The organism is Streptomyces sp. NPDC001728, assembly GCF_040297565.1.
Lineage (GTDB): Bacteria > Actinomycetota > Actinomycetes > Streptomycetales > Streptomycetaceae > Streptomyces.
On sequence record NZ_JBEOZK010000026.1, the window covers coordinates 72,425 to 86,127 of the forward strand.

A 13,703-nucleotide genomic window follows, 5' to 3' on the forward strand; every position below is an offset into this window, starting at 1 on the left:
GGCGCGAGCCACGCGCCGCCGGCGTCATAGGAGGCATCCGTGCCGCATGTCCTGGTCCTCAACGCGTCGTACGAGCCGCTCGGCGTCGTACCGCTCCGCCGCGCACTCGTCCTCGTCCTGGAGAACAAGGCTCTCTGCCTCGAGGAATCCGGCGCCTTCCTGCACAGCGAGACCCAAGTCGTCCCCGCGCCCAGCGTGGTGCGACTGAAGCGCTTCGTGCGGGTCCCCTACCGGGGGCCCGTTCCCTTGACCCGCAGGGCGCTCTTCGCCCGTGACGGCGGGCGCTGCGCGTACTGCGGGGCGGTCGCGACCAGCGTCGACCACGTCATCCCGCGCAGCCGTGGGGGCACCCACGCCTGGGAGAACGTGGTGGCGGCCTGCCGCCGCTGCAACCACGTCAAGGCCGACCGGCACCTGCGCGAGATCGGCTGGCGGCTGCGCCACCAACCGGCCCCGCCCACCGGCCTGGCCTGGCGGATCATCGGGACCGGACACCGGGACCCCCGCTGGCTGCCGTACCTCCAGCCGTACGGAGCCGAGGACGTGATGGCCCGGATCGACTCCGTCGCAGACGCCCCCGTGAGGGCGCTGACGACGGGTTGAGCCGGGCCTTTCGCGTACGCGGGGGCGGTACGGCACCGCCTGCGCGGGCGGTACGGCTTCGCGTACGCGGCGGTACGGAACCGGGCGGCGCACCCCTCAGGGGGTGGGCCGCTCTTCCGGCGTGCCCGCCGACGCGGCGTCCGGCGTCGTCTCAGGCGCGGCGTCGGGCGTGGTGCCGGGCGCGCTGTCCGGAGTCCTCTCCGGCGGCTTCGCGGGCCCCTCCCGGGCGGACCGGGCCGGTCCCGCGCCCGCCGGCGGCTTCGGCGCCGCCACCGCGTACGTCTCCACCGACCAGAGCGAGTAACCGAACCGGGTCGCCCGCGATTCCCCCTGCACCCGCAGGAAACGGGTGTCCGCCGCGTCCATCCGGACCGACTCCCGTCCGCCCCTGCCGTCCGCCACCGCCGCCGCCGTGCGCCACACCCGCCCGTCGGCCGAGACCTGGACCCGGTAGCGGGAGGCGTACGCGTCCTGCCAGTGCAGCACCACCCGCCCTATCCGGGCCGGCTCCGGCAGCTCCAGCTGCCACCAGGCGCCGTCCTCCGCCGGGGAGGACCAGCGGGTGGCCGGATCGCCGTCCACCGCCGAGGCGGCCGGGAAGTCCGCCGTCTCGTCGCCCGAGGAGGAGGCCGTCGCCGCCCGCGCCAGATCGGGACCGGCCGTACGGGGGAAGGCCCGCACGGTCAGCACCCGCTCCTCGCCCGCGAAGGACACCGGCACCCGGTACGCGCCCACCGGCACGCCCGGCGCCACCGACACCTCCAGCGGGACGGTCGTCCGCGCGCCCCGCTCCACCACGGCCTCCTCCGGCAGCCGTACGGTGACCCCCTTCGGGGCCCTCGCCGTCAGCGGCCCGCGCACTTCGCCCGCGCGCCGCCCCGACAGCTCCACGTCCACCTTCAGCGCCGGGCCGCCGATCTCCGCGTCCGTCTCCGCCCGCGCCAGGTCGAGCCCCGCGCGCGGCCCGTCCGCGAACCAGGGCACCAGCGCCCGCACCTCGGGCGCGGGCTCCTCGGCGTCCCACACCACCCGCAGCGCGTCCGCCCGCAGCCCCTTCGGCTCGGTCTGGGTCCACCCGGACGCCGACAGCGGGCCCAGCGACCGCCAGCCCTCACCCGGCACGAACGCCTCCACGCGCGCGTGGCCGCTCCCGCCCGGCTCGGCCATCACCGTCAGCGCCTCCACGGACCGCGCCCGGTCGAGCCGCACCGTGTACGAGCCGCTCGCGCGGTCGGCACGGGCCGCCGGGGTGCGGTCGGCGCCGGTCCAGGCCGCGGCCCGGTCCACCGCGCGCGTGAGGAACGGGTCCAGCACCCCCGCGCCGACCGTCACCCGGCTCGCGGCGAGTTCCTTCCGGAGCGGTTCGAGGCGCAGCTGCGCCTCCCAGGCCGCCACGCCGTCGCCGCGCGCCTGGGCGAGCAGCATGTCGACCGCCGTCTCGCCCGCGAGGCCGTACCGGGAGAGCTGGTCGAGCCAGGGGCCGGTCTCGTCGCCGAGGGCGCCGCCGGCGGTGGCCGCGAGCCGCTCGGGGGCCCGGCGCATCACGGTGAAGGCGTCCCGCAGCTCCCGCGCCGCCTTCTCCCGCCGCGCGTCCGCCCCGGCGCCGCTGGTCGCGCGGGAGGCCCAGAAGGCGTCCAGGAGCGGCTTCAGGTACGCCGATTCGCCCGCCGGGTCGAGAACCGAGGAGGCGCCGTTCCCGGCGAGCGCCCGCAGCGCCTCGCGGGCCGCCGGTTCGGGGCCCGCGAGGTCGTCGACGGCCGCCCGCCAGGACTCCCGCGGCCGGTAGCCGCGCGGGTTCCAGGCGTAGTCGGCGGCCGTGAACAGCGGCACCCGGGACGCAGCGGGCTGCTCCATCGCGTGGGCCAGGTAGGCGGCGGAACCGGCGGCCACCGCCGGGTCCCGGCCGGTGGCGGGGCCGAGGAACAGCCGGTCCTGGGCGTAGTCGTTGACCGGGTAGTTGTCCATGGTGACCAGCGGGTGGCGCAGGGCGCCGCGCGCCCCCGCCAGCTCGCCCCCGGTGATCGTGCGCGGGACGACCCCGACACCGGTCCACGCCACCCGCACGTCCGCGTCGAGCGCCTCGGCGAGCTTCGTGCGGTACGCGGTCGCGCCGTCCTGGTAGTACTCCGTCGGCATCACCGTCAGCGGCTCGGCGTCCGGGTGCCGTTCGGCGAACCGGCGGGCCACGGTGTTCGCCACGCGCGCGTGCGCGGACGCCGCCGCCTCCGGGCCGCGCCCGAACGCGTCGGCGTCCCGGTCGCAGTGCCACTCGTCGTAGGAGGCGTCCTGGAACTGGAGCTGGAAGGAGCGCACGCCCAGCGCCCACATCGCGTCGAGCTTCCGGGTCAGCGCCGTCACGTCGGAGCCCGAGGACAGGCACATCGACTGGGCGGGCGACACGGCCCAGCCGAGCGTCACGTGGTTCGCGCGGGCCCGCTCCGCGAGCGCCCGGAACTCGGCCTGCTGGGCGGCCGGGTAGGGCTCGCGCCACTGCGCCCCCCGGTACGGGTCGTCCCCGGGCGCGTACAGATAGCGGTTCTGCTTGGTCCTGCCCAGGAAGTCGATCTGCGCGAGCCGCTGCCGCGCCGTCCAGGGGCTGCCGTAGAAGCCCTCCGTGATCCCCCGCTCGGCCGTGCCCGGCCAGTCGCGGACCACGACCCCGGGGACCTCCCGGCCCTCGCCGACGAGCTGACGCAGCGTCTGCACGGCGTGGAACAGCCCGTCCCCGCCCACCCCGTCCAGGACGACCGTGTCCCGGCCCTGGAAGCGGCCCGTGGCGAGCCGGTAGCCGCCGCGCGGCAGATCGATCCGGTCGGGCACCCGCAGGGCGCTCAGCGCCTCCTCCGCGGCCGAGCCGTCGCGCCCCGCGATCCGCAGGACCGGCCCCCGGCCCGGGAGACCTTCGTGGATCGTCCGCACCCCGGCCGCCCTCAGCAGCGCGCGCAGGGCCGTGAGGGCGTACGGATCGGCGTCCTCGTCCGCGAGCAGCGTCACCTCGCCCCCGAGACGTACGGAGGGCCCGGCGGCGGTCAGCGACTGCGGGCGGGGCCAGACGGCGGGAGCACCGGCGGTGGCGGTCCGCGCGGCGGCGGTGGGGGCCGTCGGGGCCTTCGGGTCGGAAGGCGTCACCGGGGCGAGCGGCGCGAGCGGCGCGCGCGGGGCCCCGAGCGCCGCCGGAGAGGCAGGGGCCGCCGGGAACGCCAGCGCCGAGCCCGGCACCACGCCGCCGAGGAGGCCGCCGATGACGGCGGCGGCCACGGCCGTCGCGGTGCGCTTCCTGCGCCCGAGGTGCACGGGGTCTCCCTTCGGCCGGGTCCCGGCCGCTCCGCCGGATGGTCACGAGTAGGTCACGAGCCCACCACCCGTCGTACTGGGGTGTCAATGAGAGTGGCCGATGTGTCGGCTTTGCCCGGCGAGCCGTCGGCGAGGTGACGTCACTTCGCCGCTTTCCGCCGGTAAAACGAGGTGCGGTGGGTAGGCCTCCTTCGTGACCCAGGTCCCACCTGTCGAGACGAATCGGGAGACCCCCGTGACCACGACCGCCCAGCACCTCGGACGGATACGGATTCCGCAGCAGCCGGCGCCCGGCGGCGAACCGCTGACCAGCGAACCGCCGCTCCCCGACGCCGCGCCCCTGACCAGCGAACCGCCGCTCACCGTGGCGGCCCCCCTCACCAGCGAAGCCACCGCCCCCGGCAGCGCGGTCGGCACGGAGTCCCCCGGAGTGTGAAGTGACCCTGGCCCGTCTCGCCGCCCGTCACGGCGTCGCCACCGCGTACAGCCCCTCCGAAGGGGTCACCGTGCCCGTACCGGACACGACCGTGGTCGCCGTCCTCGGCGCCCTCGGTGTGGACGCGGCCACCCCCGAGGCCGTCGCCGCGGCCCTCGAAGCGGCGGAACGGGCCGACCGGGAGCGGCTGTTGCCCCCGACCCTGGTCAGGCGGCACGGCGAGGAGCCCGTCCGCCTGCCCGACGGCCTGCCGCCCGGCACCCGGCTCCGCGTCACCACCGAGGACGGCGCCGTCCTCACCGGCGAGGACTGGGAGCGGCTGCCCCTCGGCGTCCACGCGGTCGACGCGCAGGCCCCCGACGGACGCACGGCCACCGCCACCCTGATCGTGAGCCCCGCGCGCGTACCCGCCCCCGAGCGGCGCTCCTACGGACTCCTCGTCCAGCTCTACTCGCTGCTCTCCACGCGCTCCTGGGGCATGGGCGACCTCGGCGACCTGCGGGAGCTGGTCAGCTGGGCGGGCCGCACCCACGGGGCCGGTTTCGTCCAGGTCAACCCGCTCCACGCGGGCGTGCCCGGGGCTCCGAGCGACCCCTCCCCGTACCGCCCCTCCTCCCGCCGCTTCCCCGACCCCGTGCACCTGCGGATCGAGGAGATCCCCGAGTACGCCCTGCTCGGCCCCGAGCGCCGCGAGGAGCTCGACGGCATCCTCGCGGAGGCCGCCGAACTGCGCGAACGGGTCCTCGGCAAGGGTGCGTCCATCGACCGGGACGCCGTGTGGGAGGTCAAGCTGCGCGCCCTGGAACTCGTCCTGGGGAGCGTGGAGCCCGGTCCGGGGCGGCGCGCCGACTTCCATGACTTCCTGGCCGCGCGGGGCCGCGCCCTGGAGGACCACGCCACCTACCAGGCCCTCGCCGAGCGGCACGGCCACCACTGGCGCGGCTGGCCCGAGCCGCTGCGCGACCCGCGCACGGCGGAGGCCGCGGTCCGCGACGACCCCGCCCTGGCCGCCCGGGTCGACTTCCACTGCCGGCTCGCCTGGCTGACGGACCGGCAGCTCGCCGACGCCGCCTCGGCGGCCCGCGAGGCCGGGATGGCCGTCGGGATCGTCCACGACCTGGCCGTCGGCGTCCACCCGGAGGGCTCCGACGTCTGGGCCCGGCAGGACGCCTTCGCGGCCGGCATGTCGGTCGGTGCCCCGCCCGACGCGTTCAACGCCCGGGGCCAGGACTGGGGGCTGCCGCCCTGGCGCCCCGACGCCCTCGCCGCCGCCGGCTACGCCCCGTACCGCGGTCTCCTGCGCGAACTCCTGCGGCACGCGGGCGCGCTGCGCATCGACCATGTGATGGGCCTGTTCCGGCTCTGGTGGGTGCCGGAGGGCCGCGAGCCCACCGAGGGCACCTACGTCCGGTACGACGCCGAGGCGATGCTCGCGGTCCTCGTCCTGGAGGCGCACCGCGCCGGGGCCCTGGTCATCGGCGAGGACCTCGGCACGGTCGAGCCGGGGGTGCGCGAGGCGCTGGCCGGGCGCGGGGTGTTCGGCACCTCCGTGCTCTGGTTCGAGCGGGACTGGGAGGGCAGCGGCCGGCCGCTGCCGCAGGACGCCTGGCGGGCCGCGTGCGTGGCCACCGCCACCACCCACGACCTGCCCCCGACGGCCGCCCGGCTCTCCGGCGACCACGTCACCCTGCGGCACCGGCTCGGGCTGCTCTCCGGCGACCTGGGGCGGGAGCGGGCGGCGGACGCGGCCGGGACCGCCGAGTGGCTCGGCCTGTTCGAGCGGCTCGGGCTGTTTCCCGAGGGGCCCGGGGGACCCGGGGACGACGAGGCGGAGATCAGGGCCGTCCACCGGTTCCTGCTCGGCACCCCGGCCCGGATGGTGGGGGTGTGGCTGCCGGACACGGTGGGGGACCGCAGACCGCAGAACCTGCCGGGAACCTGGGACGAGTACCCCAACTGGCGGCTGCCGCTGGCGGGCCCGGACGGGCAGCCGCTCACCCTGGAAGGGCTCGCCGCCTCGCCCCGCGCGCACGCGCTGCTGCGTGAACTCAGGGCCGGGACGGAGGCCCCGGACGCCCGTACGGCACCCCCGGGCGCGCGGCCCGTTTAGGTGTTCGCTACGTTTGCACCGTGGACAAGAAGAACGCACTGCGCGCCGGCTCGATCGCGGCCGGTACGACGCTGATGATGCTGCTCATGTCGTCCCCCGCGCTCGCTCTCACCCGCGACGACGGCGACGACCCGGCTCCCAAGCTGGAGGTCATCGAGACCCTCGGTCTGTTCGTGGCGGCACCGCTGGTGCTGTTCCTGGTGATCGCCGGCCTGGTGATGGTGCTCGACAAGTCCAAGAAGGCCTGACGGCCGCTTCCTTCTCTCCGCCGAGGGCGCCGCACGGTACGAGGTACCGCGCGGCGCCCTCGCGTGCGTCGAGGCCCTTCACGGGCCCGGGCCCGGCGGATGCGGGCCTTCGCGGGGGCCCGGCCCCTCACACCGTCGTGGCGAGCAGTTTCCGCAGCAGCCCGGTCAGCTGGTCCGCCTCCTCCTCGGTGAGCGCGGCCTCCAGGGCGGCGCGCTGCTCCCCGAGACCGGCCTCGACGGCCCGGTCCACCAGTTCCCGGCCGCGCTCGCTGAGCGTGACCCGCAGGCCCCGCCGGTCGTTCGGGTCGGGGCTGCGGGTGAGCAGCCCGGCCTTCTCCAGCTTGTCCAGCCGGCCGGTCATCCCGCCGGTCGTGATCATCAGCGTGGCGGTCAGCTCGCGCGGTGAGAGCGTGTACGGCGCGCCGGACCTGCGCAGGGTCGCGAGCACGTCGAACTCCCCGAGGGCCATGCCGTAGGGCGCGTACGCCTTGTCGACCCTGCCGCGCATGGCGTTGGACAGGCGGTAGATCCGCCCGAACACGGCCATCGGCACGGTGTCCAGGTCGGGGCGCACGGCCCCCCACTGGTCGGCGATGGCGTCGACGGCGTCATGCGCGGGTCCGGGGTTCTTCGTCTCCATGCGAGCAGTCTCCTCTTCCGCGTGACTCGATGGCAAGAAAGTCACTTGCAAGTAAGTAGCTTAGTGCTAAGTTAATTACTGCCAAGCCAGTCCGGCGCCCGCCAGGGAGCCGGCGCCGCCGCATCGCAACAGGGGGAACCCGTCATGTCCCGCAAGGCAGCCGTCGTCGCACTGACCGCCCTCGCCCCGATCTCCTGGGGCTCCACCTACTTCGTCACCACGGAGTTCCTGCCGCCCGACAGGCCGCTCTTCACCGGTCTGATGCGCGCCCTGCCCGCCGGACTCCTGCTCCTCGCCCTCACCCGCAAGCTCCCGCAGGGCGCTTGGTGGGGAAAGGCGGCCGTCCTCGGCGCCCTCAACATCGGCGCCTTCTTCCCGCTGCTCTTCCTCGCCGCCTACCGGCTCCCCGGCGGTATCGCCGCCGTCGTCGGCTCCGTCGGCCCGCTCTTCGTCGTCGGCCTCGCCGCCCTCCTCCTCGGCGAGAAGCCCACGGTGAAGACCCTGCTCACCGCCGTCGCCGCCGCCTTCGGTGTCAGCCTCGTCGTCCTCAAGGCCGGGGCCGGTTTCGACCTGGTCGGTGTGTTCGCCGGACTGCTCTCCTCGCTCTCGATGTCCGCCGGCATCGTCTTCACCAAGCGCTGGGGCCGCCCCGAGGGCGTCGGAGCCCTCGCGCTCACCGGCTGGCAGCTCACCGCGGGCGGCCTGGTCATCCTGCCCATCGCCTTCCTCGTCGAGGGCGCCCCGCCGGCCCTGACCGGCACCAACCTGGCCGGCTACGCCTACCTCGCCTTCGGCAACACCGCCATCTCGTACTTCCTCTGGTTCCGCGGCATCGAGCGGCTGAGCGCCTCCTCGGCCACCCTCCTCGGCCCGCTCTCCCCGATCACCGCGGCCGTCATCGGCTGGGTGGCGCTCGGTCAGTCCCTCGGCCCGGTGCAGGTGCTCGGCATGACGATCGCCTTCGGCGCCACGCTGGCGGGCCAGCTGAGCCCCCATACCCCCAAGACTCCGGCCGCACCAGTCGAATCGTTCAGTTCGACTGAAAAGAATGGTCAGGAAGTTTCGATGGACCTGGAAGTTTCGGCGGTGCGACGGTAGGCGGCATGAAGCCGACCGCCGTCCGCCACCCGACCGCGGCCCCGGACATCGCCGACACCGACACCGATACGAGCGACACCACCACCGCAGCCCCCGAGAGGCCGGCACCCGTCAAGGGCGCCGGCCTCGGCGTGCTCCTCGCCCTGCTCGCCACCGTCGTCCGGTCCGGCAGCTTCGTCGTCGCCCGCGCCCTCCACGACACCGTCCCCCGGTGCAGGCCGCCTTCTGGCGCTGGATCGTCGCCCTCGTCGCCCTCGTCGCCGTCGCCCCGCTCGCCGCCCGCGAGACCTGGCGGCAGCGCCACCCGATCCGCCGCCACCTCCGCTTCCTGGGCCGGATATGTTGCGCCCCATGACCGAGTGGGACATCAAGAAGCTCCAGATCCTCCGCACCCTCCGTGACCGCGGCACCGTCACCGCGACCGCGGAGGCCCTGCTCATGACCCCCTCGGCCGTGTCGCAGCAGCTCACCAACCTCGCCAAACAGCTCGGGGTGCGGCTCCTGGAGGCCCAGGGCCGGCGCGTCCGGCTCACCGACGCCGCCCATCTGGTGCTGCGGCACGCCGAGGTGGTGTTCGCCCAGCTGGAGCGCGCAGACGCCGAACTCGACGGATATCTGCGGGGCGAGGCCGGCCAGGTGCGGGTCGCGGCCTTCTCGACCTCCGTCACCGCGCTCGTCGTACCCGCCGTACGGCAGCTCCGCACCGCGCACCCCGGGCTCGACGTCCGGATCACGGAGGCCGAGGCGGCGGAGGCGTACGAGCTGCTCTCGGCCGGCGAGGCCGATCTGGCGCTCTCGCTCGCCGCGCACGCCCCCTCCGCCCGCGACCCCAAGTTCAGCCGGGTGCCGCTGCTCGCCGACCCCCTCGACGTGGCCCTGCCCGCCGGGCATCCGCACGTCGGCGCGCCGGGACTCCGGCTCGCCGACCTCGCCGCCGAACCCTGGATCTTCGGCGGCTCCGGGCCCTGGTCGGAGATCACCACGGCCGCCTGCGAGGCCGCCGGATTCGTCCCCGAGCAGGCCCACAGCGCCTCCGGCTGGACCGCGATCCTCGCCATGGTCGAGGCCGGGATGGGCATCGCCCTGGTGCCCCGGATGGCCTCGGCGGAGCGCCCCGGCGGCACCGGCGTCGTGATGCGGGTCCTCTCCGCCGACCAGCCGCGCCGCCATGTGGTGGCCGCGGTGCGGCGCGGGGCGGCGGAGGGTCCGGCGGTGGCGCGGGTGCTCGCGGCGCTCCGGCAGGCGGCGGCGGCCCGGGAGACCGTTCAGCAGAGCTGAACAGTATCGTCGAAAACATTCGATGGACCGGGGTGTCCCGGCCGGAGGAAGCTCGTCCCATGAGCAGCCTCGACGTGAACCAGGACCCGCACGCCAACGACGCCGCCCCCTACTCCGGAGGCGACCCGTACGCCGACTACCGCACCGGTGACTTCCCCTTCACCGAGCTGGTCGACCTCGCCGACCGCCGCCTCGGCGCCGGAGTCGTCGCCGCGAACGACGAGTTCTTCGCCGAGCGCGAGAACCTCCTCGTCCGCGAGCGCGCCGTCTTCGACCCGGAGCACTTCGGCCACAAGGGCAAGATCATGGACGGCTGGGAGACCCGCCGCCGCCGCGGCGCGGACGCCGAGAACGTCTTCCCGGCCCCCGAGGACCACGACTGGGCGATCGTCCGGCTCGGCGCCCCCGGCGTCATCCGCGGGATCGTCGTCGACACCGCCCACTTCCGCGGCAACTACCCGCAGCGGGTCAGCATCCAGGCCACCGCCGTGGAGGGTTCGCCCAGCCCCGGGGAACTGCTCGACGCGAAGTGGGAGGAGCTGGTCCCGCCGACCCCCGTGCGCGGCCACGCCGCCAACGGCTTCACCATCGGTGCCGAGCGCCGCTGGACCCACCTCCGCGTCTGCCAGCACCCCGACGGCGGGATCGCCCGCCTCCGCGTCCACGGCGAGGTCGTGCCCGACCCCGAGTGGCTGGAGCTGCTCGGCACCCTCGACCTGATCTCCGTGCTCAACGGCGGTTCGTACGAGGACGCCTCGGACAAGTTCTACTCCTCGCCGACCCAGATCATCCTGCCCGGCACCTCTCGCAAGATGGACGACGGCTGGGAGAACCGCCGCCGCCGGGTGCGCGACACCAACGACTGGGTGCGCTTCCGGCTCGCCGCGCAGGGCGCAGTCCGCGCCGTCGAGATCGACACCGCCTACCTCAAGGGCAACTCGGCCGGCTGGATCGCCCTCCAGGGCCGTAACGGCGAGACGGGCGAGTGGTTCGAGATCATCCCCCGGACCCGGCTCCAGCCCGACACCCTGCACCGCTTCAAGCTGCCCGCGCAGGCCGTGGTCACCCACGTCCGCCTCGACGCCTTCCCCGACGGCGGCGTGGCCCGGATGCGGCTGTACGGGGCGCTTACGGAGCAGGGCGCGGCCGACCTCCGGGCCCGGTTCGCCCGTCTGGGCGGCTGAGCGAAGGACCCGCACCCTTCCGCCCGGCGGAGCGGCCGCGCGCCGACGCCCGCCCGCAGGGCGGACTCCACGGACGAGGAAGGGGCGCCCCCACGGGGGAGGGCGCCCCTTCTTTCGTACGGCCTGCCGGCCTACTTCGCGGCCGCGTCCGCCGCCTGCGCCTTCAGGGCGCGCTCGACGCCCGCGCGGCACTCCGTCACCATGCGACGCAGCGCCGGGACCGGGTCGTTCTCCGCGATCCACGCGTCCGTGGCGTCCAGGGTCTCCTGCGAGACCTGGAGCGCCGGGTAGAGGCCGACCACGATCTGCTGGATCATCTCGTGGCTGCGGGTCTCCGCGACGCCCTTGATCGACGCGAAGTACTTCGCCGTGTACGGGGCGAGCAGCTCGCGCTGGTCGGACTGGACGAAGCCGCCGATGACGGCCTCCTGCACGGCGTTGGCCAGCTTGTCGTCCTCGACGACCGAGGCCCAGGCCTCCGCCTTCGCCGCCTCCGCCGGACGGGCCGCACGCGCGGTCGCCGCGTGCCGCTCGCCCGCCGCCGTACGGTCGCGCTCCAGCTCGGCGGCGATCTCCGCCTCGTCGAAGCGGCCGGTGGCCGCGAGCCGCTGCACGAACGCCCAGCGCAGCTCGGTGTCGACGGCCAGGCCCTCGATCACCACGGAGCCGTCGAGCAGCCCGGCGAGCACGTCGAGCTCCGCGTCCGTACGGGAGGTCGCCGCGAAGGCCCGCGCCCACGCCAGCTGGTGGTCGCTGCCGCCCGCGGCGGCGCGCAGCTGCTCCTGGGCGAAGGCGCCCCAGCGGGCCAGGCCGGTGGCCCGGAACTCCGGCGCCGCGTACAGGTCGAGGGCCGCCTTGACCTGGCCCTGGAGCGACTGGACCACACCGATGTCGGACTCCTTGGCGATGCCCGAGAGCACCAGGTCCAGGTAGTCGCGGGTGGCCAGCTCGCCGTCGCGGGTCATGTCCCAGGCCGAGGCCCAGCAGAGGGCGCGCGGCAGGGACTCGGCGAAGTCGCCGAGGTGCGCGGTGACGTTCTTGAGGGACACCTCGTCGAGGCGGACCTTGGCGTACGACAGGTCGTCGTCGTTGAGGAGGACGACCGCCGGGCGGGACGTGCCGAGGAGCTGCGGTACGGCGGTCAGCTCGGCGGCCTCGATGTCGAGTTCGAGGCGCTCGGTGCGGACCAGCTTGCCGGCCGCGTCGAGGTCGTAGAAGCCGATCGCGATCCGGTGCGGGCGCAGCACGGCCTCGCCCTTGGCGCCGGCGGGCAGCGCCGGGGCCTCCTGCCTGACGGCGAAGGCGGTGATGGAGCCGTTCTCGTCGGTCTCGATCTCCGGGCGGAGGATGTTGATGCCGGCGGTCTCCAGCCATGCCTTCGACCAGGTCTTGAGGTCGCGGCCCGAGGTCTCCTCAAGGGCGCCGAGGAGGTCGGAGAGGCGGGTGTTGCCGAAGGCGTGCGCCTGGAAGTAGGCCTGGACGCCCTTGAAGAACTCGTCCTCGCCGACGTAGGCGACGAGCTGCTTGAGCACGCTCGCGCCCTTGGCGTACGTGATCCCGTCGAAGTTGACGAGCACGTCCTCCAGGTCGTTGATCTCCGCCATGATCGGGTGCGTCGACGGCAGCTGGTCCTGGCGGTAGGCCCAGGTCTTCTCCGCGTTGGCGAAGGTGGTCCAGGCGTTCGGCCAGCGGGTGCCGGGCACCGAGGCCTGGCAGGCGACCGAGGTGAAGGTGGCGAACGACTCGTTCAGCCAGAGGTCGTTCCACCACTCCATGGTCACGAGGTCGCCGAACCACATGTGGGCCAGCTCGTGCAGGATGGTCTCGGCGCGCCGCTCGTACGCCGCGTCCGTCACCTTCGAGCGGAAGACGTACTGGTCGCGGATGGTGACCGCGCCCGCGTTCTCCATCGCGCCCGCGTTGAACTCGGGCACGAAGAGCTGGTCGTACTTCGCGAACGGGTAGTCGTACGCGAACTTCTCCTGGAACCAGTCGAAGCCCTGGCGGGTCACGTCGAAGATGTGGTCCGCGTCGAGGAACTCGGCGAGCGAGGGACGGCAGTAGATGCCGAGCGGGACGGTCTGGCCGTCCTTCTCGTACGTCGAGTGCACCGAGTGGTACGGGCCGACGATCAGGGCCGTGATGTAGGTCGAGATGCGGGGGGTCGGCTCGAAGACCCACACGTCGTTCTCGGGCTTCGGGGTCGGCGAGTTCGAGATGACCGACCAGCCGCTCGGGGCCTTCACGGTGAACTGGAAGGTCGCCTTGAGGTCGGGCTGCTCGAACGAGGCGAAGACGCGACGCGCGTCCGGCACCTCGAACTGGGTGTACAGATAGGCCTGGTCGTCGACCGGGTCGACGAAGCGGTGCAGGCCCTCGCCGGTGTTGGTGTACGCGCAGTCCGCGACCACCTTGAGCTCGTTGCGGCCCGCGGCGAGGCGGTCCAGGGCGATCCGCGAGTCGCGGAAGACGGCGGCGACGTCGAGCGCGTGGCCGTTGAGGACGACCTCGTGGACGGCGGGCGCGACGAGGTCGATGAAGGTCGAGGCACCGGCCTCGGCGGAATCGAAGCGGACGGTGGTGACGGACCGGTAGGTGCCGCCCTCCTGCGCACCGGTGAGGTCGAGTTCGACCTCGTACGCGTCCACGGTCAGCAGCGCCGCCCGCTGCTGAGCCTCTTCACGGGTCAGGTTCGTGCCAGGCACCCGGTCAACTCCTCGGTTTCGTGACGTTTGGGCCATCCTTCCACGGGGCGGCTCGGCGGCGCACCGAACATTTCCACGGCGCGATCCGGGCCCGGGCACGCCGGAGG

At 74.4% G+C, this 13,703-nt stretch carries 10 protein-coding genes and 1 pseudogene; 8 read left to right on the plus strand and 3 right to left on the minus strand.

Annotation, left to right across the window (positions count from 1 at the left end; translation table 11 throughout):
- The first annotated feature begins 39 nt into the window (after positions 1–39).
- Complete coding sequence (locus tag ABT154_RS29975; RefSeq protein ID WP_056558814.1) at positions 40–603, plus strand: HNH endonuclease; 564 nt, start codon at positions 40–42, stop codon at positions 601–603.
- A 96-nt stretch (positions 604–699) separates the two neighbouring features.
- Here the strand turns inward: ABT154_RS29975 and ABT154_RS29980 are convergent, their stop codons facing one another.
- Positions 700–3,897 carry a beta-N-acetylglucosaminidase domain-containing protein gene (locus ABT154_RS29980; protein ID WP_351860937.1) on the minus strand — a complete coding sequence of 1,066 codons (3,198 nt, stop codon included), beginning with the start codon at positions 3,895–3,897 and terminating at the stop codon, positions 700–702.
- A 235-nt stretch (positions 3,898–4,132) separates the two neighbouring features.
- On the opposite strand from ABT154_RS29980, the gene ABT154_RS29985 reads away from it, so the two are divergent.
- Genes ABT154_RS29985 through ABT154_RS29995 form a run of 3 tightly spaced genes read left to right on the plus strand, consistent with a single transcriptional unit; the run spans position 4,133 to position 6,691 of the window.
- Positions 4,133–4,333 carry a hypothetical protein gene (locus ABT154_RS29985; RefSeq protein WP_317879082.1) on the plus strand — a complete coding sequence of 67 codons (201 nt, stop codon included), beginning with the start codon at positions 4,133–4,135 and terminating at the stop codon, positions 4,331–4,333.
- A gap of 1 nt (position 4,334) precedes the next feature.
- Entirely contained in the window at positions 4,335–6,443 is a 2,109-nt protein-coding gene (malQ, locus tag ABT154_RS29990; protein WP_351860939.1) for a 4-alpha-glucanotransferase, read from the plus strand.
- 20 nt (positions 6,444–6,463) lie between these two features.
- The gene (locus ABT154_RS29995; protein WP_317877930.1) at positions 6,464–6,691 is read left to right on the plus strand and encodes a hypothetical protein; all 228 of its coding nucleotides are present in this window, start codon (positions 6,464–6,466) and stop codon (positions 6,689–6,691) included.
- 127 nt (positions 6,692–6,818) lie between these two features.
- Here the strand turns inward: ABT154_RS29995 and ABT154_RS30000 are convergent, their stop codons facing one another.
- Complete coding sequence (locus tag ABT154_RS30000; protein ID WP_351860941.1) at positions 6,819–7,331, minus strand: MarR family winged helix-turn-helix transcriptional regulator; 513 nt, start codon at positions 7,329–7,331, stop codon at positions 6,819–6,821.
- A 144-nt stretch (positions 7,332–7,475) separates the two neighbouring features.
- Between ABT154_RS30000 and ABT154_RS30005 the strand changes: the two genes are divergently transcribed.
- The 4 genes and pseudogenes from ABT154_RS30005 to alc all read left to right on the plus strand — a co-directional run bounded on the left by ABT154_RS30005 (position 7,476) and on the right by alc (position 10,891).
- Positions 7,476–8,429, plus strand: a complete 954-nt coding sequence (locus tag ABT154_RS30005; RefSeq protein WP_351860943.1) for an EamA family transporter — start codon at positions 7,476–7,478, stop codon at positions 8,427–8,429.
- A 5-nt stretch (positions 8,430–8,434) separates the two neighbouring features.
- Positions 8,435–8,760, plus strand: a pseudogene (locus ABT154_RS34015) (EamA family transporter); the annotation flags it as partial.
- A 20-nt stretch (positions 8,761–8,780) separates the two neighbouring features.
- Positions 8,781–9,707 carry a LysR family transcriptional regulator gene (locus tag ABT154_RS30015; protein ID WP_351860944.1) on the plus strand — a complete coding sequence of 309 codons (927 nt, stop codon included), beginning with the start codon at positions 8,781–8,783 and terminating at the stop codon, positions 9,705–9,707.
- A 59-nt stretch (positions 9,708–9,766) separates the two neighbouring features.
- Positions 9,767–10,891: an allantoicase gene (alc, locus tag ABT154_RS30020; RefSeq protein WP_351860946.1), complete on the plus strand. Its 1,125-nt coding sequence runs from the start codon at positions 9,767–9,769 to the stop codon at positions 10,889–10,891.
- Between the two features lie 131 nt (positions 10,892–11,022).
- Here the strand turns inward: alc and pepN are convergent, their stop codons facing one another.
- On the minus strand, positions 11,023–13,596 hold the full coding sequence (pepN, locus tag ABT154_RS30025) for an aminopeptidase N (RefSeq protein WP_351860948.1): 2,574 nt from the start codon (positions 13,594–13,596) through the stop codon (positions 11,023–11,025).
- Positions 13,597–13,703: the final 107 nt, after the last annotated feature.